Origin of the sequence: Streptomyces niphimycinicus (assembly GCF_018883605.1) — a bacterium.
GTDB classification, from domain to species: domain Bacteria; phylum Actinomycetota; class Actinomycetes; order Streptomycetales; family Streptomycetaceae; genus Streptomyces; species Streptomyces niphimycinicus.
This window is the reverse complement of record NZ_JAHLEM010000091.1, coordinates 14,283-36,969: the sequence shown is the minus strand read 5'-3', so window position 1 is coordinate 36,969 and position 22,687 is coordinate 14,283. Positions and strand designations below refer to the sequence as shown.

The 22,687-nt window shown below is 70.7% G+C and carries 19 protein-coding genes; 15 read left to right on the top strand and 4 right to left on the bottom strand.

The genetic code is table 11. The annotated features are described in order from the left end of the window. Nucleotides 1-141 precede the first annotated feature (141 nt). The 4 genes from KN815_RS10825 to KN815_RS10810 are packed head-to-tail and all read left to right on the top strand — an operon-like array spanning nucleotide 142 to nucleotide 4,247. Nucleotides 142-1,089 (top strand): glycosyltransferase family 2 protein, encoded by a 948-nt coding sequence (locus KN815_RS10825; RefSeq protein WP_216341559.1) that lies wholly within the window; start codon nucleotides 142-144, stop codon nucleotides 1,087-1,089. Continuing rightward, nucleotides 1,086-2,348, top strand: a complete 1,263-nt coding sequence (locus KN815_RS10820) for a polysaccharide pyruvyl transferase family protein (RefSeq protein WP_216341558.1) — start codon at nucleotides 1,086-1,088, stop codon at nucleotides 2,346-2,348. The genes KN815_RS10825 and KN815_RS10820 overlap by 4 nt, the downstream gene beginning before the upstream one ends. After that, a complete protein-coding gene (locus KN815_RS10815; RefSeq protein WP_216341557.1) occupies nucleotides 2,345-2,896 on the top strand; it encodes a dTDP-4-dehydrorhamnose 3,5-epimerase family protein in 552 nt (183 codons plus the stop codon). The genes KN815_RS10820 and KN815_RS10815 overlap by 4 nt, the downstream gene beginning before the upstream one ends. A 7-nt stretch (nucleotides 2,897-2,903) precedes the next feature. Further along, nucleotides 2,904-4,247, top strand: a complete 1,344-nt coding sequence (locus KN815_RS10810) for a glutamate-1-semialdehyde 2,1-aminomutase (protein ID WP_216341556.1) — start codon at nucleotides 2,904-2,906, stop codon at nucleotides 4,245-4,247. A gap of 7 nt (nucleotides 4,248-4,254) precedes the next feature. Here KN815_RS10810 and KN815_RS10805 read toward each other — a convergent pair whose 3' ends face one another. Both KN815_RS10805 and KN815_RS10800 read right to left on the bottom strand, forming a co-directional pair. Beyond that, nucleotides 4,255-4,950 (bottom strand): phosphatase PAP2 family protein, encoded by a 696-nt coding sequence (locus tag KN815_RS10805; protein ID WP_216341555.1) that lies wholly within the window; start codon nucleotides 4,948-4,950, stop codon nucleotides 4,255-4,257. Nucleotides 4,951-5,603: 653 nt separating this feature from the next. Then, nucleotides 5,604-6,536: a zinc-dependent alcohol dehydrogenase gene (locus KN815_RS10800; protein WP_216341554.1), complete on the bottom strand. Its 933-nt coding sequence runs from the start codon at nucleotides 6,534-6,536 to the stop codon at nucleotides 5,604-5,606. 102 nt (nucleotides 6,537-6,638) lie between these two features. Between KN815_RS10800 and KN815_RS10795 the strand changes: the two genes are divergently transcribed. From KN815_RS10795 to KN815_RS10780, 4 genes are all read left to right on the top strand, one after another. Further along, nucleotides 6,639-7,412 (top strand): TetR/AcrR family transcriptional regulator, encoded by a 774-nt coding sequence (locus tag KN815_RS10795; protein WP_216341553.1) that lies wholly within the window; start codon nucleotides 6,639-6,641, stop codon nucleotides 7,410-7,412. A 178-nt stretch (nucleotides 7,413-7,590) separates the two neighbouring features. Next, nucleotides 7,591-11,016, top strand: a complete 3,426-nt coding sequence (locus KN815_RS10790; protein ID WP_216341552.1) for a protein kinase domain-containing protein — start codon at nucleotides 7,591-7,593, stop codon at nucleotides 11,014-11,016. Between the two features lie 112 nt (nucleotides 11,017-11,128). Then, entirely contained in the window at nucleotides 11,129-12,496 is a 1,368-nt protein-coding gene (locus KN815_RS10785; RefSeq protein WP_216341551.1) for a protein kinase domain-containing protein, read from the top strand. Between the two features lie 74 nt (nucleotides 12,497-12,570). Then, nucleotides 12,571-13,224, top strand: a complete 654-nt coding sequence (locus KN815_RS10780) for a class I SAM-dependent methyltransferase (protein ID WP_216341550.1) — start codon at nucleotides 12,571-12,573, stop codon at nucleotides 13,222-13,224. Nucleotides 13,225-13,242: 18 nt separating this feature from the next. Here KN815_RS10780 and KN815_RS10775 read toward each other — a convergent pair whose 3' ends face one another. Next, on the bottom strand, nucleotides 13,243-13,683 hold the full coding sequence (locus tag KN815_RS10775; RefSeq protein ID WP_216341549.1) for a MarR family winged helix-turn-helix transcriptional regulator: 441 nt from the start codon (nucleotides 13,681-13,683) through the stop codon (nucleotides 13,243-13,245). 141 nt (nucleotides 13,684-13,824) lie between these two features. Here KN815_RS10775 and KN815_RS10770 point away from each other — a divergent pair, with 141 nt between their 5' ends. The 3 genes from KN815_RS10770 (at nucleotide 13,825) to KN815_RS10760 (ending at nucleotide 15,181) form a co-directional block, all read left to right on the top strand. Beyond that, nucleotides 13,825-14,064, top strand: coding sequence for an NAD(P)H-binding protein (locus tag KN815_RS10770; protein ID WP_216341548.1), 240 nt, complete (start codon nucleotides 13,825-13,827; stop codon nucleotides 14,062-14,064). A gap of 146 nt (nucleotides 14,065-14,210) precedes the next feature. Next, complete coding sequence (locus KN815_RS10765) at nucleotides 14,211-14,573, top strand: hypothetical protein (protein ID WP_216341547.1); 363 nt, start codon at nucleotides 14,211-14,213, stop codon at nucleotides 14,571-14,573. After that, entirely contained in the window at nucleotides 14,561-15,181 is a 621-nt protein-coding gene (locus KN815_RS10760; protein ID WP_216341546.1) for a pyridoxal-phosphate dependent enzyme, read from the top strand. Before KN815_RS10765 ends, KN815_RS10760 begins: the two co-directional genes overlap by 13 nt. On the opposite strand, the gene KN815_RS10755 is transcribed toward KN815_RS10760, so the two are convergent. Continuing rightward, nucleotides 15,105-15,752, bottom strand: a complete 648-nt coding sequence (locus KN815_RS10755; RefSeq protein WP_253208889.1) for a nitroreductase/quinone reductase family protein — start codon at nucleotides 15,750-15,752, stop codon at nucleotides 15,105-15,107. The two genes, KN815_RS10760 and KN815_RS10755, sit on opposite strands and share 77 nt — an antisense overlap. A 73-nt stretch (nucleotides 15,753-15,825) precedes the next feature. On the opposite strand from KN815_RS10755, the gene KN815_RS10750 reads away from it, so the two are divergent. The 4 genes from KN815_RS10750 (at nucleotide 15,826) to KN815_RS10735 (ending at nucleotide 22,489) form a co-directional block, all read left to right on the top strand. Continuing rightward, on the top strand, nucleotides 15,826-16,227 hold the full coding sequence (locus KN815_RS10750) for an SbtR family transcriptional regulator (RefSeq protein WP_216341545.1): 402 nt from the start codon (nucleotides 15,826-15,828) through the stop codon (nucleotides 16,225-16,227). 272 nt (nucleotides 16,228-16,499) lie between these two features. Beyond that, nucleotides 16,500-17,429, top strand: a complete 930-nt coding sequence (locus tag KN815_RS10745) for an ROK family protein (RefSeq protein WP_216341563.1) — start codon at nucleotides 16,500-16,502, stop codon at nucleotides 17,427-17,429. 72 nt (nucleotides 17,430-17,501) lie between these two features. Beyond that, on the top strand, nucleotides 17,502-18,626 hold the full coding sequence (locus KN815_RS10740; protein ID WP_253208888.1) for a LacI family DNA-binding transcriptional regulator: 1,125 nt from the start codon (nucleotides 17,502-17,504) through the stop codon (nucleotides 18,624-18,626). A 56-nt stretch (nucleotides 18,627-18,682) separates the two neighbouring features. Further along, nucleotides 18,683-22,489 (top strand): endo-alpha-N-acetylgalactosaminidase family protein, encoded by a 3,807-nt coding sequence (locus KN815_RS10735; RefSeq protein ID WP_216341543.1) that lies wholly within the window; start codon nucleotides 18,683-18,685, stop codon nucleotides 22,487-22,489. The last annotated feature ends 198 nt before the right edge of the window (nucleotides 22,490-22,687 follow it).

Here is a 22,687-nt window from a genome sequence, read left to right as displayed (position 1 = left end):
CGGGGCGGCCGTGGCCGGCACGGCCGGCTCGGCCTGGGGCGTCGCCGCCGCGACCGTCAGCGGCTCGGCCGTGTGGTGGCTGCAACTGCGGTCCGCCCTGCGCGAGCGCCACCACTCCCCCATCCCCGAAGTGAGGACCGCATGACCGACCGACCCAGGCTGAGCATCGGCCTGCCCGTGTACAACGGCGAGGAGTACCTCGCCGAGTCGCTCGACGCCCTGCTCGGCCAGACCTACGAGGACTTCGAGCTGGTCATCTCCGACAACGCCTCGAGCGACGGGACCCAGGACATCTGCCGCGCGTACGCCGCGCGGGACTCACGCATCCGCTACCTCCGGCTGCCCCGGAACATCGGCGCCACCCCGAACCACAACCATGTGTTCGCCCAGTGCCGCGGCGAGCTGTTCAAATGGGCCTCGCACGACGACCTGTACGGCCGCGACCTGCTACGGCGCTGTGTGGAGGCGCTGGACGAACGGCCGGAGGTCATCCTCGCCCACGCCGACCAGGCGGTCATCGACGGCGACGGCCAGGTCAAGGTCCCCTACGAGTACACGCTCGCCACCGGCTCGCCGCAGCCGCCGGAGCGCTTCCGCAGTCTGCTGTTCGAGCCGGGTGGCGACGACTTCTACGGGGTGCTGCGGGCCGACGTGCTGCGCCGGGTGAAGCCGATGGACAGCTACCACCACGCGGACCGCACATTCGTCGCCGAGATCACCCTGCACGGGCCCTTCCACCAGGTGCCGGAGCTGCTGTACTTCCGCCGCGACCACCCCACCCGCGCCGAGCGGGCGAACCCGTCCAAGCGCTCCCGGTGCGTCAACCTGGACCCGCGCCGGGCGGGCCCGCTGCACCCGACGCCCCGGCTGCTCGCCGAGTACCTCTGGGGTTTCGCCGCGGCGATCCGGCGGGCGCCGTTGTCCCCGGCCGACCGCCGCGCGTGCTACCGCCACCTGGCCGCATGGATGACCAGCCGGGTCCGGCCGGGCGCCGGCGAGCGGGTCGAGGACCGCGCCCCGGTCGACCCGGCCCTGCTCACGGTCTCCGTCGACGCCCTCGTCGCCGGCCGCGAGGGGAGGCAGGCATGACATCCGCGGACGAGACTCCGTTGCGCGTGGGGGTGTTCGGCCTGCTCGGCTCCGGCAACCTCGGCAACGACGGTTCGCTGGAGGCCGTCCTCGGGTACCTCCGCGCCGAGCACCCGAGGGCGGTCGTGGACGCGCTGTGCGGCGGACCCGAGGCCGTGACGGCCCGGTTCAAGATCCCCGCGACCCGGCTGCACTGGTACCGCGGGGAGTACCGGACCGCGTCCCGTGCGGGCGCCATCGCGGGGAAGGGCCTGGGCAAACTCGTCGACGTCTTCCGCACCGCCGCCTGGGTGCGCCGGCACGATGTGGTGATCGTGCCGGGCATGGGCGTCCTGGAGGCCACGCTGCCGCTGCGGCCGTGGGGCTTCCCGTACTCGCTGTTCCTGCTCTGCGCCAGTGGGCGGCTGCTGCGCACCCCGGTCGCGCTGGTCGGCGTCGGCGCCGCCGAGATCGGCAACCGGCCAACCCGGGCCCTGGTGCGCTGGTCGGCGCGGCTGGCCGCGTACCGCTCCTACCGGGACACCCAGTCCCGCGACGCGATGCGGGCGATGGGCGTGGACACCGCGCGCGACGAGGTCCACCCGGACCTGGCGTTCGCCCTGCCGACGCCGACGCCGCGGGCGAGTGGCCCCGCGGGCTCGCCGGGCCCGGTCTGCGTCGGTGTCATGGACTTCCATGGCGGCAACGACGACCGTGCCCGGGCCGATGAGATATACCGGCGCTACCTCGACGGGACGATCCGGTTCGTCCGTGCGCTGGTCGAGGAGGGCAGGCCGGTCCGGCTGCTCACCGGCGACGAGTGCGATGCGTCGGTGGTCGCCGCGATCCTCGACGCGGTCGGCTCACCGCTGGTCACCGCTGCCGAACCGGCGTCACTGGCCGACCTGATGAGCGAGATGGCGGCGGCCGACGCCGTAGTGGCGGTCCGGTACCACAACCTGATCTGCGCGCTGAAGACCGGCACACCGGTGCTCGCCCTCAGCTACGCGGCGAAGAGCGACGCGCTCATGGAGCGGATGGGCCTCGGCGCGTACTGCCACCCGGCGCGCGAGGTCGACGCCGACCGGCTGCTCGAGCAGTTCCGGGACCTGGAGAAGCACGCGGCGCAGCTACGGCGGACCCTTACCGAGCGGAACCGGACCGCCGCACAGCAACTCGCCCGGCAATTCACCGCCTTGACCATGACCCTGTTCCCGGCGCCCGGCCACGCCCATGCCCACGCCGGTGCCCACACCCACGCCCGCCAGGAGGCCCCATGAAAGCGATCGAAGTCCCGGCGATCACGGGTGCGTACCTGTTCGAGCCGACGCCGTACGCCGACGAACGTGGCTTCTTCTGCCGCACCTTCGACGCCGACGTGGTCCGCTCGGTGGGCCTCGACCCGGACGCCTTCGTCCAGGACAGCCTGTCCCGCTCGGTCCGGGGCGTACTGCGCGGCCTGCACCTGCGCTCGGGCGCCGGCGAGGCCAAGCTGGTGCGGTGCTCGTACGGGAGGATCTTCGACGTCGTCGTGGACCTGCGGACGGACTCGCCGACCTACCTGGGCCGGGCCTTCTTCGAGCTGTCCGGCGAGACGCAGGCGACCCTGTACATCCCGGCGGGGTGCGCGCACGGTTTCCAGGCGCTGACCGAAACCGCCGACACCTCCTACCGGATCGACCGCCCGCACGATCCGGCCGAGGACGTGACGATCGCCTTCGACGACCCGGAGCTCGCCATTCCCTGGCCGCTGCCGGTCACATCGATGTCCCAGCGGGACCGGGAGGCGCCGAGCCTCGCCGAGGTCCGCAAGCACAGCGAAAGTTGAGGTCCCCGTGGACACCGAAGACAACGCGGCCACCGAAGAGCCGCACCTGCCCCTGTCCCGGACGGCGAACGAGCGGCTGCACGCCCTGATCCCCGGGGGCGCGCACACCTACGCCAAGGGCGACGACCAGTACCCCGAGAACCTGGCCCCGGTCATCAGCCACGGCCGCGGTGCCCATGTGTGGGACATCGACGGCAACCGCTATCTCGAGTACGGCTCCGGCCTGCGGTCGGTCAGCCTCGGCCACGCCCACCCGCGCGTGACCGAGGCGGTGCGGCGGGAACTCGACCGCGGCAGCAACTTCGTCCGGCCGTCCATCGTGGAGGTCGAGGCCGCGGAACGCTTCCTGGCCACGGTGCCGACCGCCGAGATGGTGAAGTTCGCGAAGAACGGCTCCGACGCCACCACCGCCGCGGTGCGCCTCGCCCGCGCCGCCACCGGGCGCCCGCGGGTGGCCATCTGCGCCGGCCATCCGTTCTTCTCCGTCGACGACTGGTTCATCGGCACCACACCGATGTCCGCCGGTGTTCCGGCGGCGACCACCGACCTCACCGTGGCGTTCCCGTACGGGGACTTGACCGCCACGGAGGAGCTGCTGAACCGGTACGCCGACGAGGTCGCCTGCCTGATCCTCGAACCCGCCACCCACACCGAGCCTCCGCCGGGGTACCTCGCCGGACTGCGCGCACTGGCCGACCGGCACGGCTGCGTACTGATCTTCGACGAGATGATCACCGGCTTCCGCTGGTCCGAGGCGGGCGCCCAGGGCCTGTACGGCGTCGTCCCCGACCTCTCCACGTTCGGCAAGGCGCTGGGCAACGGATTCGCCGTCTCCGCACTGGCCGGGCGCCGCGACCTGATGGAGCGCGGCGGACTGCGCCACTCCGGCGAGCGGGTGTTCCTGCTGTCCACCACGCACGGTGCGGAGACGCACTCCCTGGCAGCCGCGATGGCCGTGCAGACCACCTATGCCGAGGAAGCCATCACCGCCCAACTGCACGCCCTCGGCGAGCGGTTGGCGGCGGGCGTCCGGGAGGCCGCGGCCGCCATGGGCGTCGGCGACCACCTCGTCGTCCGGGGGCGAGCCAGCAACCTGGTCTTCGCCACCCTCGACGAGAACCGGCAGCCGTCGCAGCGGTACCGCACCCTGTTCCTGCGCCGGCTCCTCGCGGGCGGGGTGCTGGCCCCGTCATTCGTGGTGAGCAGCGCGCTCGGCGACGCCGACATCGATCACACCATCGACGTGGTGGCCCAGGCGTGTGCGGTGTACCGGAAGGCACTGGACGCCGCCGACCCCACCCCCTGGCTGGCCGGACGACCGGTGAAGCCCGTATTCCGCCGCATGGCGTGATGTGACGTCAGCGACGCTCCCGCCGACCGGCGTCGGCCATCCCATCGACCAGCCGGTCGGCCATCCGGTCGGCTATCCGGTCGATCAGCCACGCGGTGGCCGGTACCACCGCCAGCGCGGTGCACCAGCCGCCGAGGACGTCGGTCGGGTAGTGCGCGCCCAGGGCGACCTGCGCCCAGCCCATGGCAACTCCCGCGACCAGCCCCGCGGCGAGCACGAGTGACGTGCCGACCGTCCTGCCGAGGCCGAGCCGGCCGGTCGCGAGCAGCGCCGCCGCGAGGGCGAGCGCGGTGAGGAAGGCGGTGTGCCCGCTCGGATAGGACAGGTTGTCGGCGCCGTGGATGGTGCGTCCCGCCACGTGCTTGAGCAGCGTCGCCGTCCCCACGGTCAGGCCGACACCGACGACGACGAGCACCGCGGCGCGAGGACGCCGAAGCAGCAGGCAGCCCGTCACGGCGGCCACGACCAGCGCCGCCGCCCCCACCGGCTCCCCCAAGAAGTCCATGGCCAGAGCGACATGCCGCCACGGCGACCCCGTACTGTCCACCGCCGACCAGATCCGCGCGTCCACCATGCCGGGCCCGCTGTCCCCGGCATACCGGACCCCCAGCACGACGACCACCAGCGCGGCGAGGGCCGCAATCGGCCCGAGCCACGCGCGCAGCGACGGGGGCAGCACCGCAGCCGCCGACCGGCCGGTCACCCGCCCACCGCGCCCGGTCGACCCGCGGTGGCAACGCCCATGTGTCCCGTCAATACCCCGGCTCCCCCGGGCAGACCGCAAACGTCATCATCGCGGCCACCACCGCCCGGGCCCGCGAACCGGTCCAAGCCGAATTCCAGGTCCGCTCCGGCCAGGTGATCCAACGCGAGCCCCCGTCGTGTCCGACCCACCCTCAAGCGCCGCCCCTCGGACATCCGCCCCTGACCTGCACGACTCCACGGGAGCCAGCGGCCCGCGGCCCCGAACTCACCAGCCTGGCCATCCCCCCGGCCAGAGCATCGGGATCCGCCCCTACCTGTCATCCTAACCAACAACCCGCACGCGCCCGTGCCGGCTACGCTCAGGACGCGTGGCTCCTGCTCGCCGGCCTCGTGCTGTCCGTGGCAGCACTGGTCATCTCACGCGCACGCCGCGGACGAGTTCTTCCCGTGCTCATGCTGTCTTCGGTTCTGGTCTTGGTGGTTCTGGCGGACGACCATGCGGCGCGCGCGGATGCCGTCGCCCACCGGATCTCGACATCCCAGACTTGTGACGAACCCACGAACCTCTACGACACTTCCCGAGGCTGGTTCGACTGGAATCCACTCGGCTAGATGCTGCGGCGGACCGCCGTCAGGGGTGGCGGACCGCCGTCAGGGGTGAAGGACGACCTTGATGGCTCCGGAGGCCCGGTCACCGGCCACCCGGAACGCCTCCGCGGCTTCGTCGAGGGGGAAGCGGTGGGTGATCACGGCCTGCGCGATCGTGGGGTTGCCGGCGAGCAGCGCCGCCGCCTGTTCGGTGTCGCGGATGCCGTCGTGCCGGCTGTAGGCGATGGAGTGGACGTAGGTGAGTTCCTTGACCAGGCTGACGATGCCCGGGATGGGAATGGTGTGCTGGTAGACGCCCAGCAGCACGACGCGACCGCCGGGGCGGGCCAGCTCGGCGCACCGGGCGAGACCGCTCTCGCTGCCCGCGGCGTCGATCACGACGTCGTAGACGCCTTCGGCCGAGCCCACTTCGAGGCGTTCCGCCGCGATCCTCTGGTGCTTGTGGCGCACCTCGATATCGACGTCCAATCCGCGCTGCCGGGCCGCGGCCGCGGCCAGCAGCCCGATGCTGCCGCCGCCGACGACCGCCACCCGCTCCCCCGGCGTGAGCGCCGCGCTGCGGACACCGTGCCAGGCCACTGACGCCGGCTCCACGAGGCAGGCGTCGCGTACGTCCAGGCCGTCCGGAAGCGGGACGAGCATGTTCTCGGAGACCGTCACCGCGTCGCACATGCCGCCGTCGCGGAATATCCCGAGCGTTCCGTGCTCCGGGGCGGCACACCGCTGGACATGGCCGGCGTGGCATTGGTCGCACTCCGCGCAGTAGACCGTGGGCTCGACGGCGTAGCACCGGCCGTCGGCGGCGGTGCCGGCGAACTCGTGGCCATAGGTGTAGCCCTGAACGCCACCGGCCGCGAAGTTCACGTCGGTCCCGCAGATGCCCGCCGAGGCGACGGTGAGGCGCACCCCGGGCGCCGCCGGTTCGTCGGCCTCGGCCACGAGGATGCCCTGATCGGTGTTGCGTACTGCGCGCATGGTGACCCCTTCGTCGACCTTCCGCTGTTATGCGAACGCCGTTAGCTTATGTTAAGTGATCGGGGTTCGCCTAACGCCTATCCTTGTCCGGTGCATGAACCGATGACGAAAGCCACGGCAGGCGAACCGCCGCCGGAGGACCCGCGGAAGAACCAGCGGGCGGAACCGAGGCCGGGCACGGCGGCCTGGTGGCTTGCCCGGGAGAGCGAACCCGCGCGGCAGCGGCGGCGCAGATCACTGACGCTCGATGCCGTCCTCGACGCGGCCATGACCCTGCTCGACACGCGTGGCGCGGCCGCGCTGACGATGCGCAACATCGCCGATGCGCTCGGCTGCACGCAGGCGTCCCTCTACCGCCATGTGCGCAACCGTGAGGAACTGGTGACCCTGCTGATCGACCGGGCCATCGCGGTGGCGAGCGCGGTTCCGCCCGACGGCGCGGACTGGGCCGAGAAGGCGGCGTGGTCCGCACGCCTGTTCCGCGAGCACCTGCTCCGGCACCCCGGCGTGGCCTCGCTCCTCCGCGGGACCGAGCGGCTCGGCCCCAACTCACTGGCCGGAATGCAATACTCCCTCGACCTGTTCATCGGCGCCGGCCTCAACCCCCGGCTCGCGTCCGCCGCCGCATCGTCGCTGGCCACCTTCGTCCTCGGCTCGGTGCACCTCAACCTCGGCCTGGACATGTCGGATCCCGAAGAGAGCCGTCACCGACGCCTGCTGTTCCGCTCCCGGGACGCCGCGGCCTTCCCCCTGCTCGTCCAGCACGCCGACACCCTCGCGGAGGTCAGCAGCGACGACGAATTCGAAGTCGGCCTCAACGCATTGCTGACCGGATTCCGCGCCCTGATCCAGAACTCGGACATCACGCGCGACTAGCGCGTGTTTACGGGGCCTGTGAACGGCGCGCTGCCGCACCCCCGCGGTGAGCCGGAAACATCGACACCGGGATCGAAGCCGTCACATACTGACCCTCGTCGAAATCCGACAACGGGGCCTTCCGCGTCCGGGCCTTCCAGGACGGCGGCTTCTGCCGCGATCACGATGAGGAATCGCAGTGAACGCACCTACGTCGCCGGCCGTTTGGGCCACCGGCGAGACCGTCGACGGCCGGTATCGGGTGGTCGGCGAGCTCGGCCGGGGCGGGATGGGCGTCGTGCACCGGGTACGGCATCTCGCCTGGGGCATCGACATGGCGGTGAAGAGTTCGCGGCCCGAGCTGTTCCGGAGCCCCGGCGATCAGGAGCTGTTCGTCAGGGAGGCCGAGGCGTGGGTGTCCCTCGGGCTCCATCCGAATGTCTGCGCCTGCCATTACGTGCGGGTGATCGACGGTGTCCCCCGCGTGTTCGCCGAGTACGTCGACGGCGGCAGCCTGGCCGAGTGGATCGGCGACGGGCGCCTCCACGCCGGGGATGCGCGGCAGGCCCTCGCCCGTGTTCTCGACACGGCGGTCCAAGCGGCCCGTGGGCTCGAACACGCCCATCGCGCAGACCTGGTGCACCAGGACGTGAAGCCGGCCAACATTCTGCTCGACGGCACGGGAGCCGCGAAGATCACCGACTTCGGTCTCGCCCGGTCCAAGGCCGCCACGGCCCCGACCGAACTCCACGTGGCTCCGGGTGAGAGCGTGTTGGTGCCATTCGGCGGCATGACGGTCGGTTACGCGTCCCCGGAGCAGCTCGCGGGCGAGCCCGTCGGACGGCGCAGCGATGTCTACAGCTTCGGGGTCTCGGTCCTGGAGATGTTCACCGGCGGTGTGCATTGGGCGGCTGGTTCGGTCGCGGGTCTCGCGCTGGAGGAATATCTGGCCGACCCCTCGAATCCGGTCGCGGCGCCGCCGGAAGTCGCCCACCTGCTCCGGCGCTGCCTGCGGCAGCACCCGGCCCACCGGCCGGCCTCGATGGCGGATATCGCGGACGTACTGACCGGGATCTATGAGCAGGTGACCGGCTCGGCGTATCCGCGTCCCACCTCGCAGGCCGCCGATCTGCGCGCCGACGAGCTCAACAACCGTGGCCTGTCGTTCCTCGACCTGAACCGGCCCGCCGACGCCGAGCATGCCTTCGACCAGGCGCTCGCGGTCGACCCGCACCACGTCGGGGCCGTGTACAACGGTGGTCTGTTCCGGTGGCGTACGGGGGCGATCACCGATGGGGAACTCGTGGCCCGGTTGGAGGCGATCCCGCCCGGGTCCGGCGCGTCCTCCTGGCAGGTGCGGCTGTTTCTGGCCCGGGTCCACCTCGAACGCGGCGACCTCGCGGCGGCACACGACCTGCTCGACGCCCTCGCGCGCGAACGGCCCGACGACACCGACGTACGAGCGGCGCTGCGGGTGGCGGCCTCCGGAACCGTGGCCGATGCCCGCGACACCGGCACCCGTGTGTTCCGTGAGCCGTTCGCGCTGCCGTTCGCGCCGGTGGAACTGCTCGCCCGGCACGAGGTGATGGGCTACCTGCCGATCCGGTTCGCTCCCGACGGGCGCCTCGCGCTGAGCGGCCACTGGGACGGCGTGCTCCGGCTGTGGGATACGGCGACCGGCGCACAGCGGTTGGCGGTCGAGGGCCACCGTACGCAGGTGCTCGGCGTCGACCTCACCCCTGACGGCTCGTACGCACTGTCCACGAGCCGCGACGGCACGGTGCAGTTCTGGGATCTCGGGGCGGGCAGGTGTACCCGCGTCATCCGCTCCGCCGCGCACGCCACGGGGTGCCCGGTCAGGTTGAGTGCGAACGGGCGCATCGGTGTGTGGAAGGGCGTGGACGGGCGCGTCCAGGTCTGGGAACCGCGGACCGGGACCCCCCGGTGGTCGCTCGGGGCAGCACTCGAGGGCGGCGCCCTGGACGGCTCGCAGTACGAGGTGAGCGCCGACGGGCGCCATGTGCTCACCGCCGAGGAGGACGGGGCGCGGCTGTGGAGCGTGGCCGATGGCCGGTGCCGGGTGCTGGCCGCCGGCTCGGCGACGCATGCGCTGTGCTTCAGCCCCGACGGGCGGATGGTCGCGGTGGCCGGTGAGGACCGGGTGATCCGGTTGTGGGATGTGGGGGACGGCCGGCAGGTTGGTCCGTTGCGTACGCTGACGGGGCTGACCGCCGCGGCCGGTCACCTGGCCTTCGCCGACAGTGGGCGGCTGCTGCTGTCCGGAGCCTCCGGCGACCACACCGTTCAGATCTGGGAGCTGAGCAGCGGCCGGTGTCTGCGGACCTACACCGCCCACGCGCACGGGATGCACCATGTCGGATTCCCCGACAGCGACAACCGGTTCGGCTGCTCCGTCGGCGGGCATCCCGAACTGCCCATGCACCGCTGGCGGTTGCCCGATACCGAATACGCCGCCGAGCCGCACGTGATCAAGCCGCGCGAGTACGCGGAGGTCAGCCGGCTCGGCGGACTGGCCGAGGAACTGCTCGCCGAAGCACACCAGGCGATGTCGAACGGCCGACACCGGTCGGCCTTCGGCCTGTTGACCCGCGCACGGGAGATACCGGGATACGAGCGCGCGCCCCAGGTCCTGGCCGCCTGGCACGAACTGGGCCGCTCGGCGCGCCACGTACGGCTGCGCTCCGCCTGGTCGCGGCCACTGGACGCCGGCCACCTCTCCTACGGCGCCATCACGGCGATCGGCCTCGCCGCGGGTGTCCGGCTCGCCGTCAGCGGGCAGAGCGACGGCACCGTACGGATCTGGGATCTGGACAGCGGCGACTGCACACGCGTCCTCGACGATCACCCGGGCAGGGTGGGCGGCGTGGCGTTGAGCGACGACGGCCAGTACGTCCTGTGCGAGGGCATCAAGCCACTCGCGATCATTCGGCGGCGACTGGCGGACGACGAGTGCCGTCGGCTGACTCCGGACTGGGACATGAGGAGGACCATCAGGTTCACCGGCGACGGGAGGTACGCCTGGTTCGGCAGCGGCGACGGTGTCCTGCGCCGATGGGACCTGGACGACGACCGCTGCGTCACGACGATCACCCGGAACGGCCCGGTCAACGTGATCTCCATGTCCGCGGACGGGCGGCTCGCGGCGGTCGGCGACTCAGGCGGCGTGGTCCGGCTGCGAGACCTTGCCACCGGAGCCTGTCCGCGGACCTGGACCGGCCCCCGGGAACCGATCCTGTCGGCGTGCCTGAGCGCCGACGGCCGCCTGGCCATGTCCACACACCAGGTCATGTCCTCGGGCGCCAAGGACGAACCGATCCGGCTGTGGGACGCCGGTGCCAGGCGGTCCGTACGCGAGTTCGCGGGGCATGAGGGCTGGGTCTCCGCCGTGCGGTTCACACCCGACGCCCGGTTCGCCTTCTCGGCCGGCCACGACAGAACCGTACGGATGTGGGAGGTCGCCACCGGCCGATGCCTGCATGTGCTCGAAGGGCACCAGCAACGCATCCGGCACCTCGAACTCACCCCCGACCTGCGCAACTTGGTCACGGCGGGAGACGACGGCATCCGGCTCTGGGACCTCGACTGGGAGCTGGCGGCCGACTGAGCGGAGCGGGACGCGTACGGTCCGACGCCGCACACCGCACGCTCACGTTCACCCTCCCGGCCGCCGAAGCCCTCCGGAGCCCTCCCCCTCACCCACAAGGAGACGATCCTCTGTGACGTCCTCGGCCACCATCACGCTCACCCTCGTCGAGGGCCGGGCCAAGCCCGGCGCGTACGTCTTCGAGGAGCGCACCACCTGCGTCCTCGGCCGCTCCAGCGACTGTTCGCCGCAACTGCCCGACGACCCCGACCACAAGGCCGTCTCCCGCCACCACTGCCTGCTCGACATCAACCCGCCGGACATCCGCATCCGCGACTTCGGCAGCCTCAACGGCACATACGTCAACGGCGAGAAGATCGGCCAGCGGCGCCGCGGCCTCACCCCCGAGGAGGCCGTCGCGGACTCCTACCCCGAGCACGACCTCAAGGACGGCGACCGGATCCGCCTCGGTGACACGGTGTTCCGCGTCGACATCACGCGGCCGCAGGTCGCCACGCTGAGGCTCGCGCGCTGCGCCAAGTGCGAGCGCGAGCTGGGCGACGAGGCGGGCGGCCGCCCCGGCGAGTTGTTGTGCGCCGCCTGTCAGGCCCGGCCGGACGCCGTGCTCAAGCTGCTGCTCGAGCTGGCGCACGGCGGCCGCGCCGACCTCAGGGCCATCCGCGGCTACTCGGTGATCCGGGAGCTCGGCCGTGGCGGCATGGGCGCGGTGTATCTGGCCCGGCACGAGGCCACCGGCGTCGAGGTGGCGCTGAAGGTGATGCTGCCGAAGGTGGCGGCGAGCGAGACGGCGCGCGCCCGGTTCCTGCGCGAGGTGGCGCTCACCCGGGCCATGAAGCATCCGCACGTCGTCGCGCTGCACGACGCGGGCTTCGGATCCGGCACCTTCTATCTGACCACCGAGTTCTGCACCGGCGGCAGCCTGGACCGGCTCGTCGCCGAACGCGGCGGGCGACTCCCGGTCGAGGAGGCGGTGCCCATCGCGGTGCAGGCGCTCAAGGGCCTGGAACACGCGCACGGACAGGGCGTCGTCCACCGCGACCTGAGCCCCTCCAACATCCTGCTGCACAGGGAGACCGACGGCTCGACGACGGCGAAGATCGCGGACTTCGGCATCGGAAAGGCATTTGACCAGGCGGGCCTGAGCGGGCTGACACGCACCGGCACCGCCGCGGGCAAACCGATGTTCATGCCGCGCCAACAGGTCATCGACTTCCGCAGGGCCACCCCCGCCATGGACGTCTGGGCACTGGCCGCCTGCCTCTACCACACGCTGACCGGAAGGACCCCGCGCGAGTTCCCGCGCGCCAAGGACCCCTGGCAGGTCGTCCTCCAGGAGCCGGCGATCCCGATCCGCCGCCGCGACCCGGCCATCCCACGACGCCTCGCGGAGGTCATCGACACGGCGCTGCGGGAGCGCCCCGAGATCGGCTGCGGGAGCGCGGCGGAGCTGCGCGGGGCGCTGGAGCGGGCGGGGCGGTGAGCTACGACTTCCCTCTTCGAGCGGCACGGTTCGCGGGAGCGTGACCCAGGCCATATGGGTCTAGGGTCGTCCGCATGGCCGAACCCTCGTTTCTGACCGCTGTGCGGGAGTCGTACGACACGGTCGCCGCTGATTACCTCGAACGCGTCCCGCCGCCGGCCGCGATGGACCCGCTGTCACGTGCGATGCTGGCGGGGTTTGCCGAGCTCGTGCGGACGGCTGGTCCGGGGCCGGTCGCGGACCTGGGATGCGGCCCCGGCCGTGTGACGGCGCACCTGGCCGGGCTGGGAGTGTCCGCCTTCGGTGTCGATCTGTCACCGAAGATGATCGGGCTGGCCCGGCACGCCTATCCGGACCTGCGGTTCACCGAGGGCTCGATGACGGCCCTGGAGATGCGGGACGACGAGCTCGGCGGCATCCTGGCCTGGTACTCCACCCACCACACGCCCCCGCAGTGGCTGCCGGCGGTGTTCGCCGAGTTTCACCGCACGCTCGCGCCCGGCGGCTACCTGCTCTGGGGAGACTATGTCGGCGATGAACGGCTACAGCCGACCCAGGGCTACGGCCGCCCGGTGTCCTACGAGTCGTACCTCCTGCCACTGGAGTGCATGGTCGGCCTGCTGGAGCGGGCCGGACTCGTCGTCACCGCGAGGCTGGAGCAGGAGCCCGGCGGAATGGCGAACAGACCGCGCGCCTGCCTGCTGGCCCGCAAGCCCGAAGGGACCTGACGGGGTGATCGGCGCGGCTCAGCCCTTCCCTGAAGAGCCCGCGGACAACGCCGACAGGAGAAGCCCGGTGAGGTCCTGGCACCGTTGCTTCCCGAGCGCGCGTTCCAGGACGGCGTCCACTTCGGCGTAGGCATCGCGCCCCGCCCGCAGGAGTTCCTGGCCGGTCGCCGTGACGTGGAGCTCCGCGGTGCGGCCTCGTCCGGGGTCGGTGCGGCGCTCGACGGCACCGCGCTCTTCCAGTTGCCGGACGGTGGCCTGGGCGCTCTGTGCGGTGATCCCTGCCCTGCGGCCCAGTTCGCTGTAGGACATGCCCGGCTCCCTCAACAGGTGACCGAGGGCCGCGAGATGGCGCAGCGTGTAGCCGGTCGGCTTGAGTGCCCGTTCGACGTCCTCGCGTGCTCGCCGCCCCAGGGCGGCGAGCAGGAAGGCGGTGCTGGTGGTCGGGGGCTGGGCGGTCACGACTCCTCGTTCCTTCTCGGCAAGTTTCAGTTTGACTTTAACTGGAGTTCCGGGCAGTCTCCAGTTCGAGCCGACCCGGCGCGGTATTGCGCCCCGAGTTTTAGGCAAGCTGAAACGCGGGACGGGTTCCGATGAAGTGAGATGACAGAGATGAAGCTCCTCGTGGTCGGCGCCAACGGCGGCCTGGGCAGGCAAGTGGTCACCCACGCCCTGGAGCGCGGACACCAGGTGACCGCGCTCGTACGACGGGGTGCGGGGCAGGCCGAGACGCCGGGGCCGCGCATCGCGGAGGGTGCCGTGGGCGATGATCCGGCCGCCGCACGCCGCGCCGTCGACGGGCAGGACGCGATCGTCAGCGACCAGCCCGACTCACCCGCCTGATCCGCCCGCCCCGACATCAAAAACCCCCTCGCCCCTGGCGATCAGCCGCGCCGACCTGGCCCAGTGCCTTCTGGACGCGGTCGAATCCCCCAGCCCCGCCGCCGACCGCCTCTCGGTCAGCGGCGCGCCGAAAGGATGACGCTCCCATGAACCTCACGGGCAAGACCATCGTGCTGACGGGGGCGAACTCGGGTCTGGGCGCCGAGGCGGCCCGCCTGCTCAGCGCCCGAGGTGCCGCACTGCACTTCGTGGGCCGCGACGAGAAATGCACCAGGGCCATCGGTGAGGAACTGCACGCGCCCACCTACACGGCCGCCTTCACCAGCCCGCTCGCCGCCGGCCGGCGCTCACAGGGCCCCCAGCGCCCGTACGCGATTGCCGACCGCGCGGCGGCTGACGGCTGCCGCGGGATCGAAGGTGTCGAGGGCATGGGGTACGGCGGGGTACTGGATGAGCTCGGCCGGCACCCCGGCGCGGCCGAGCCGTTGCGCGTAGAGTGGAGACGCTGAACCCGCTCCGGTCCTTCAAGGGCCGCGGAGTGGACCTCTTTCCGCGGCAAGCGGCGGTCGCGCGGCATGTGGTCTGCGCCTCGGCCGGCAACTTCGGCCAGGCCATGGCGTACGTCGGACGGGCCCGCGGTATCCCGGTGACGGTGTTCGCCGCCCATGACGCCAACCCCGACAAGGTGGCGCGGATGCGGGAACTGGGCGCCGAAGTCCTGCTGTCGGGAGCCGGCACCATCGCCGTGGAACTGGCCCCGCTCGGTCTCGACGCGATCGTGGTCCCGGCCGGCAACGGCGCACTCATCAGCGGCCCGCGGCGGTGGCCTGGATGCGCGAGGTCGTCGACGAGGTGCTTCTCGTCGAGGAGGACATCCGGCGGGCCACACGGCTTCGCCGACGGTCCGTCCGTCGGCGGCGCGAGGCGTCGACGGAGTGTGCGGACGGCCTCGACCAGGCGAATCCACGCAGGTCCGGATCCTGATCACGGATCCTCGGTTCTCCTCGGCATTCGCCCCAAGTGCCTTCGAAGAGAACGCCTCATGGGGATATCGACGGATCCACGGCGAACTCGCCGCGCTGGGTACCGGCTGGATCGAACGAGTGGCGGAAGGTGAAGGCGTACGGTGCGTAGCCGTGATCGTGGAGGTGTTCCAGCCTGGTAACCCCGTCCTGCCAGGTGGGTATCGTGTCGTCGGTAACCCACCAGAACACGTAACCCGGGTGTCCCGTCCTCTCGAACCAGTCGTAGCGCCTGTTGAGCGCCGCGCGGTGCAGACCGGTGTAGACGGAGTCGAAGGCGGATTGCAGGTCGGTCCAGAGTGAGAGGGTCGCTATCAGGGCGGTGGTTTCCACGGTGCGGCCTTTCTCGTACCAGGCCGGAACAGTGAACTCTCCCCATTCACCCCAGTCCCAGTCGAACAGTGTGCCCTGGCTGTTGTCCGCCGGTTCGGCCTGAGCGATATATCCGGGGTGCTGGCCGATCTCCCGGTAAACGGCCTCACCGCTTTCGTGGAACTCCCGCGTAAGAGGTGCGGGGTCGGTGAGGGGTGACTTCAGGACGCCGAACTTCGGGACGAGCGCCACCTCTTTCGCCCAGATCCGCTCGCGCTCCTCTCCTTGCGCGAGCCGGGCTACGGCCGACACGGTTTCCGTGCCCACCTCGATGGTGACCCGCGGGTTCGCCATGAGATTGCGGAACCACGCCGGATCATGCGGACTGCCGCCGTGGGTTCCAAAGATCGACGCCCAAGACCCCTGGGTGGCCTTGACCGACTTCTACCAGCAAGCCCTGACCGGCTACGCACGCCACAGCGCGATCATGGAGAACTTCGCACTGACCTGGTCGGTCCCCGACCTGGAGGGCATTCATCAGCTTCGCCTCGTCATCGAGGAACTGTGCGCCCGCGCCACCGGCGTGCTGCGCCCCGGCGTGACCACCGACGACCTGCTGCTCCTGCTGGTCTCCCTGGGACACGCCGTGCAGGTCACCGACGAGTGCCGCCCCCATATGTGGCACAGGCTGCTGCACATCTCCCTCGACGGTCTGCGCGCCGACCGCCGCGAACCACTTCCCGCCGAGGCGGCACCGGACACCCACCGCTCGAACCCGGACCGGACACACCGAAACAGCGGCCCCGGGCACCCTGCGACGAGCCCGTAGCGCCAGAACGCATCTTGACGATCCGCTTCTTCGGCGGCCGGCCCGACCGCGGCCTCCTCACCCTGCCGTGAGCCTGCACTGGCAGCGCCGGTAGCGGTGTTCGCACCCGCATGGCCGCCGATGCCCAGGACGTGCTCTTTACTGCATGTTATAGCGGTGCAACAATCAACTTTGAGCATTCCTCCTTTCAGGGTGGCTTGCATGGAGTCTCGCGCCACCTTCAGATGCGTCGCCCCAGGAGTCCCCTCATGCCCCACGGCACGTCCTTGACCATGAAGCACGTCATCGCCCTCGATATCGGAAGCACCAGCACGCGAGCCGCCCTGATCGCACGGGACGGCACCGTGCTCGATCACCTGCGGCGCGCCTCCGGACACGAGCGGGGAGCCCAGGCGGTGGCCGAGTGCGTCCTGGACTTCATCGCCGAACTGCGCGACCGTGGACTGCGGAAGTACGGGGAGGCGGCACGCGGCGTCGGCGTCGCGGTTCCCGGGGCCGTCGACGAGGGCCGCGGCCTGGCCCTGTTCTCTGCCAACCTGGGCTGGCGCGATGTTCCGATGCGCTCCTTGCTGAGCCGACCCCTGCGGAACCTGCCGGTTGCTCTCGGCCACGACGTTCGTTCCGCCGGACTGGCGGAGGCGCGGCTGGGTGCGGCCCAGGACAAGGATCGGTTCCTGTTCCTCTCCCTCGGTGACGGCATCGCCGGTGCGGTGGTCACCGGCGGCCGGATCGAATCCGGGGCGCACGGTTTCGGCGGCGAGTTCGGCCACCTCCGAGTCCGCCCGGGCGGGCGGCGTTGTGCCTGTGGGGCGGTCGGTTGCCTGGAGACGGTCGCCTCCGTCCCCGCCATCGCCGAGGCATGGGCGCGCGCGAGCGGCGACCCGACCGCCACCGCGGTCCACGCCGCGCGCGCCGCGGCCTACGGAGCTCCCCGAGCCACGCGGATCTGGAGACAAGCGGTCGCCGCGATCGCCGATGCCGTCGTGGCGGGGATCGGCCTGCTGGATCCTCGGACGGTCGTCGTCGGAGGCGAACTGGCCGCGGTGGGCGACATCCTCTTTGTCCCGCTGCGGGCCGCGATCGCCGAGCGGCTGACCTTCCAGGCACCACCCGAAGTGGTCCCGGCCGCGTTGCGGGACACCGCCAGTTGCCAGGGGGTGGCCCTGCTCGCCTGGGACCTGCTCGCGGAAGCACAGCGATGACGCCCTGCCGGCGTCGTCGATGATGTCTTCGAACCGCTGACCCGTAGACCAGCGGCCATGGGGAGAGCACGGATGGTGGACACCCGCCCGCAGACGGCTCGCGAACTGAAGTTCCGGAGCTTGGCCGCCGAACTGCGCCGGAGAGTCCTCGACGGCACCTGGCCGCAGGGCAGCAAGATGCCCACTGAGCAGGCTCTGGCGGCGGAGACCGGTCTCTCCGTGACCACGGTGCGGCGCGCGTACGAGGTACTGGTCCAACAGCGGTTGGTCGAGCGGCGACAGGGCGCTGGAACCTTCGCGACCGTCCGTCCCGCCGACGCCGCTTCCTCCAGAGCGGTGGTCGGCGTGCTGGTGCCCACGACGTCGCTGTACTACCCGCGCGTCCTGCAAGGCGTCGAGGAGGCGGTGGCGAGGGCGGGCGCGCGGCTGGTGCGCGCTTCCTCGCACTACGACCGGGCAATCGAACGCGACGCGATCGACCATCTGCTCGCCGCCGGTGCCGGCGGCCTGCTGCTCGTGCCCATGCTCCACGAGCTCGCCGACCCGCTGGGTCGGGCGGCCGAGCTGCTCGACCTTCCCGTGCCGGTGGTGCTGATGGAACGCCGGCTCACCGCCGCGGGTCCACGCGACGCCACCGAGCACGTGTGCACGGACCACGAGAGCGGCGCGTACCTCGCCGTACAGCACCTGCACGACCTCGGCCACCGACGGATCGCGCTGGTGCTGCGCGGCGACGGCCCACACGCCCGGCCGATCACCGCGGGATACGACCGAGCAGCCGCAGATCTCGGTCTGCCCACGGCCGTGTGCGTGAGCGAGTTGAGGGCCGACTGGGACCCCTGGCGCGCGGACGCGGCCATCACCGCTCTCCATGCGGACGGGGTGACTGCCGCCCTGTGCTTCGGCGACCGGGAGGCGTCCCTCGTCCTCGGAGCGGCCCGCCGAGCGGGGTTGCGCGTACCGGGAGATCTCGCCCTGGTCAGTTATGACAACGAGTTCGCCGATATCGCCGAGGTGCCGCTGACCGCCGTGTCCCCTCCGAAGTTCCGGCTGGGGCGACTCGCGGCGGAGATCCTGCTCCAGCGGATGGCCCATGACGGCACCGGCCCGGTGCACCAGGTACAGCTCCGGCCCGAGTTGGTCGTACGGGCCTCCTGCGGAGGCGAGACGAGCTGGTCTCCCCGCGGTTCTTGTTGATTCCTTCTTTCGGTGCTCGTCAGCATGGGCGCCCCCCGGAAGGCAGGAGGCTTCCCATGCCACGAACCCGAAGACTGGCGGCAGCAGCGCTGTGCGTCGCGCTCGCCGCACCGTTGCAGGCGGCAGGCACCGCACACGCCGACGACGGCCCGGTCACTCTCTCCTCCCCCGAGATGACCGTTCAGGTCGACCCCGACTTCCCCGTGGTCGAGCGCTACACCTGGACGGCCGACGGCTCATTCCTGCACGGCCACACCGGTGCGGCCGGCAAGATCGTCGTCAACGGACAGACGTACACGCCGGCGTCCCACGGCACGCCGGACGGCAACGCTGTCGACTACACACTGCGGGTCGACGAACTGGACCTGACCATCCGGGCCCGGCTCGCCGTCAGCGGCCACGTGCTGACCTTCAAGGTCACCGACATCGACGAGAGCGACGGCCACAAGCTCCGCACGCTGGCCCTTCCCGACCAGGGGTTGGTCTCCGCACACTCCGATCAGGCGGGCGCCGAACTCGCGGGCGCCCGCCTGTCGTTCACCACGGACTACAACACCGAGCCCGACATCGACAAGCACACGAAGATCACCGATGCCCCGGCCGACGGCATCCCGCACGGCACCACCTACGGCATCCTCAACACCGACCGGCTCGCCGCCTCCGTCGAGACCAACTCGCTGGAGGACCAGTCACGGCTGCTGGTCCGCACGACCAGTACCGATGGAGTGAAGAGCACCTCCCTGTCCAGCGGCACCTGGACCTGGCGGCCCGAGCCCGTCGCCGGACACGACCCGGCCCCCACCGAGCTGCCGTACGCCAAGGTCGTCCTCACCGGTGACCGTAATGACGACGGCGCGGTGGACTGGCAGGACGGCGCCATGGCCTACCGGGAGATCATGTACCGGCCGCTGGGAGCGGACCGGACCAAGAACTTCGTGGTCTCCAACATCGAATACAACACCAACAGCTTCGCCAGCCATCCCTTCACCCGCGTTCTCGACGACATCAAGAAGGGCAGCCTGCTGACCGACGGGCTCGGCCAGCTCGTGCAGCTCAAGGGCTACCAGGCCGAGGGCCACGACAACGCCCACCCCGACTACGGGGGACACATCAACGAGGGCACGGGAGGAAAGAAGGACCTGAACTTCCTGGTCGAACGCGCCAAGAAGTACGGCGCCGCGATCGGGGTGCACATCAATTCCACCGAGGCATACCCGGACGCGAAGAGCTTTCGCTGGGACATGACCAACGGCCCGGACGACACTGGCTGGATCTACCGGGATGTCTCATACCACATCAATCGCGACAAGGACGTGCAGTCGGGTGCCTTCGGCAAGCGGCTGGACGAGCTCGCGAAGGATGTTCCGGAACTGGCGTTCATCTACAACGATGTGTACTTCGCGCGCGGCTACGACGCCTACGAGCTGGCCCGGCTTCAGCACCGGCACAACTGGATGGTGCACACCGAGTTCGAGGACTTCCTCGACCGGGACACGCTCTGGTACCACCGCTCCGGCCAGTACGAGGAAAACGGCGTCCGCTCCCAGATCATCCGGTTCATCCAGAACACCGACCGCGACATCTGGTACCGCAAGGACGCGACGCTCCTCAAAGGCATGTCGAATCTCTCCTACGGCGGCTGGATGGGCCAGACCGATGTGCAGGCATGGCAGCGGAAGGTCTTCACCAACAACCTGCCGACCAAGTTCATGCAGCACTTCCCGATCACCAAGTGGACCGACCACCGTGTCGACTTCACCGACGGGGTGTACTCCACCGAAGCCTCCGGGACCTGGCAGATGTTCCAGGGCGACACCAAGCTCGCCGACGGCAACACCCTCTTCCTCCCCTGGGACCCGAAGCGGCAGACCAAGATCTACCACTGGAACGACGAAGGCGGAACCACTACCTGGAAGCTGCCGAAGAAGTGGCGCGGCCTGGACTCGGTGACGCTGTACCGGCTCACCGACACCGGCCGGCAGGACAAGAAGACGCTGAAGGTGACGGACGGCAAGGTCACCATCAGCGCGAAGGCCCGTACCGCCTACGTCCTCTACCGCGGCCGGGCGGCCGAGCAGAAGACCGTGTGGGGCGAAGGCGCGATCGTCAAGGACGGCTCCTTCAACAGCCACACCTTCGACGCCTGGTCGCGCGACGGCGACGCCCGCATCGACACCAGCGAGAAGGGATGGCAGTACGTCCGTTTCGGCGGCGCCGGGGCCGGCCGGCTGACGCAGCGGCTGCGCGGCCTGAAACCGGGTACGTACTCGGCCTCCGCGTATGTACGGGTCACCGGCGGGCGCACGGCCACCCTCGGGGTCGGCGGATATGGCGGTGCCGCGGTGACCAGGTCCACCGACACCTCGCCCGCCGAGCAGAAGGATCCGGTGAACGTCTGGAACGGAACGACATTCCAGAAGATGCACGTCCTCTTCACCGTCCCGAAGGGCCACAGCACGGCCACTATCAGCCTCTCCGGCGCGGCAGGCGGCGAGGGCGCCGCCGACTTCGCCGACGTGCGGGTCAACCCGACGAAGGCCCCCGCGAATGCCGGGCGGCACTACCTCTCCGAGGACTTCGAGGCGGCCGACCGCGCCTGGGGACCGTTCGTCAACAGCGAGGGCTCCGGCGTCGACAACCCGCACAGTCACCGCGCCGAACGCCACAAGGGGTACACCCGCGACACCATCAACGGCGACTTCTCCTTCAAGTCCTTCCGTGTCTCCAGCGGGGACGTCTGGCGAACCATCCCGCAGACTCTTGAGTTCAAGCCCGGCCGTACCTATCGGGTGGCTCTGAAGTACCAGTCCGACACGGCGGGCCAGTACCGGTTGCAGGTCCGCTCGGGCGGTACGGGCACCACGGACCGGACCCTCGTCGACGACGCCCTGCCGGCCACGACCGGCCGCCACCTCGACAGCTTTCCGGCGGCCGACGACCCCCGTCCCCCGGGCTGGAACGACAGCGGGCCGCCGCAGGACAGCGCGCCCAGCAAGGAATACGCCACGGTGTTCGGCACCGGCGGCGCCGAGTGCGGTGACCCGTATCTGGCGCTGACCTCGATGGGTGGCAAGGGCGCCGTCACCGTGGACGACCTGGTGGTCGACGATCTCGGCCCGGCCTCCACGTCCGGCTCCGGCTGCCCGGAGACCGGAGCGGTCGGCCTGTCCATCCAGAACGTCGACGCCGATGCGGGCAAGGCCGTCCCGGTCACGGCCAGATTCACCAACCATGCGGACGTCACACTGACCGACGTCGACCTGAAGCTGACCGCGCCCTCCGGTTTCACGCTGAAGCCGGCCTCGCCGACCACGGCGAAGGCCCTCGCGCCCGGCGCCACTCTGGAGGCCGACTACACGCTTCAGGCCCCGTCCGATATGCCACCCGGCTCGTACCATCTCAGCGGGGAGGCGACCGCAGGCCACGGCGGACATCAGGTCACGGCGCTGGCCGACCGGAAGATCACCTTCAACTGTCGGCCGGGCGTGCGCTGCGAGGCGGAGGACGCCGACCTCAAGGGCGCGACGGTGGAGACACTCGCACGCGGCCAGAGCGGCGAAGGCTACGTCAACTACTCATCCGGTCCGGGCAACTCCACCGAGTGGACCGTGGACGCGACCGATCCGGGCGACTACGCCCTGACCATCCGCTACGCCCTCCTCTCGGGCGACCGGCCGCTGACCCTCTCCGTCAACGGCCAGGAGATCGGGACGGACTCCTACCCGCCCACGGGCTCATGGTCGACGTGGTCCGACGCCAAGGCGGAGGTGCCGCTGACGGCCGGCCGGAACACGATCCGCCTCACCTCCGCCAAGGACGACGGGCCGAATATCGACTACCTCACCGTCTCCGCCGCGCACTGAGGCGCCGTATCGCGGGGCCCTCCACGACCACGGCAGGTCATGGAGGGCCCCATCGCCATGGCCGGAAATAGGGCTTCGCGATCGCTAAAGTGATCAATGTTGTTCGGTTGAGCCACCATTCTGGCCGACTTCCTCGGTGTACCCCTACAGTCCGAGAACTTCCCTGCGGTGCTTTTCGGCCGCAGACGCCGGTACCCC

Excerpts from the sequence above, each read along its gene's own strand:
- KN815_RS10825 (WP_216341559.1), top strand. The coding sequence starts at position 142 with ATGACCGACCGACCCAGGCTGAGCATCGGCCTGCCCGTGTACAACGGC.
- KN815_RS10820 (WP_216341558.1), top strand. The coding sequence starts at position 1,086 with ATGACATCCGCGGACGAGACTCCGTTGCGCGTGGGGGTGTTCGGCCTG.
- KN815_RS10815 (WP_216341557.1), top strand. The coding sequence starts at position 2,345 with ATGAAAGCGATCGAAGTCCCGGCGATCACGGGTGCGTACCTGTTCGAG.
- KN815_RS10800 (WP_216341554.1), bottom strand. The coding sequence starts at position 6,536 with ATGCGCGCAGTACGCAACACCGATCAGGGCATCCTCGTGGCCGAGGCC.
- KN815_RS10795 (WP_216341553.1), top strand. The coding sequence starts at position 6,639 with ATGACGAAAGCCACGGCAGGCGAACCGCCGCCGGAGGACCCGCGGAAG.
- KN815_RS10780 (WP_216341550.1), top strand. The coding sequence starts at position 12,571 with ATGGCCGAACCCTCGTTTCTGACCGCTGTGCGGGAGTCGTACGACACG.
- KN815_RS10770 (WP_216341548.1), top strand. The coding sequence starts at position 13,825 with ATGACAGAGATGAAGCTCCTCGTGGTCGGCGCCAACGGCGGCCTGGGC.
- KN815_RS10765 (WP_216341547.1), top strand. The coding sequence starts at position 14,211 with ATGAACCTCACGGGCAAGACCATCGTGCTGACGGGGGCGAACTCGGGT.
- KN815_RS10755 (WP_253208889.1), bottom strand. The coding sequence starts at position 15,752 with ATGGCGAACCCGCGGGTCACCATCGAGGTGGGCACGGAAACCGTGTCG.
- KN815_RS10745 (WP_216341563.1), top strand. The coding sequence starts at position 16,500 with ATGAAGCACGTCATCGCCCTCGATATCGGAAGCACCAGCACGCGAGCC.
- KN815_RS10740 (WP_253208888.1), top strand. The coding sequence starts at position 17,502 with ATGGTGGACACCCGCCCGCAGACGGCTCGCGAACTGAAGTTCCGGAGC.
- KN815_RS10735 (WP_216341543.1), top strand. The coding sequence starts at position 18,683 with ATGCCACGAACCCGAAGACTGGCGGCAGCAGCGCTGTGCGTCGCGCTC.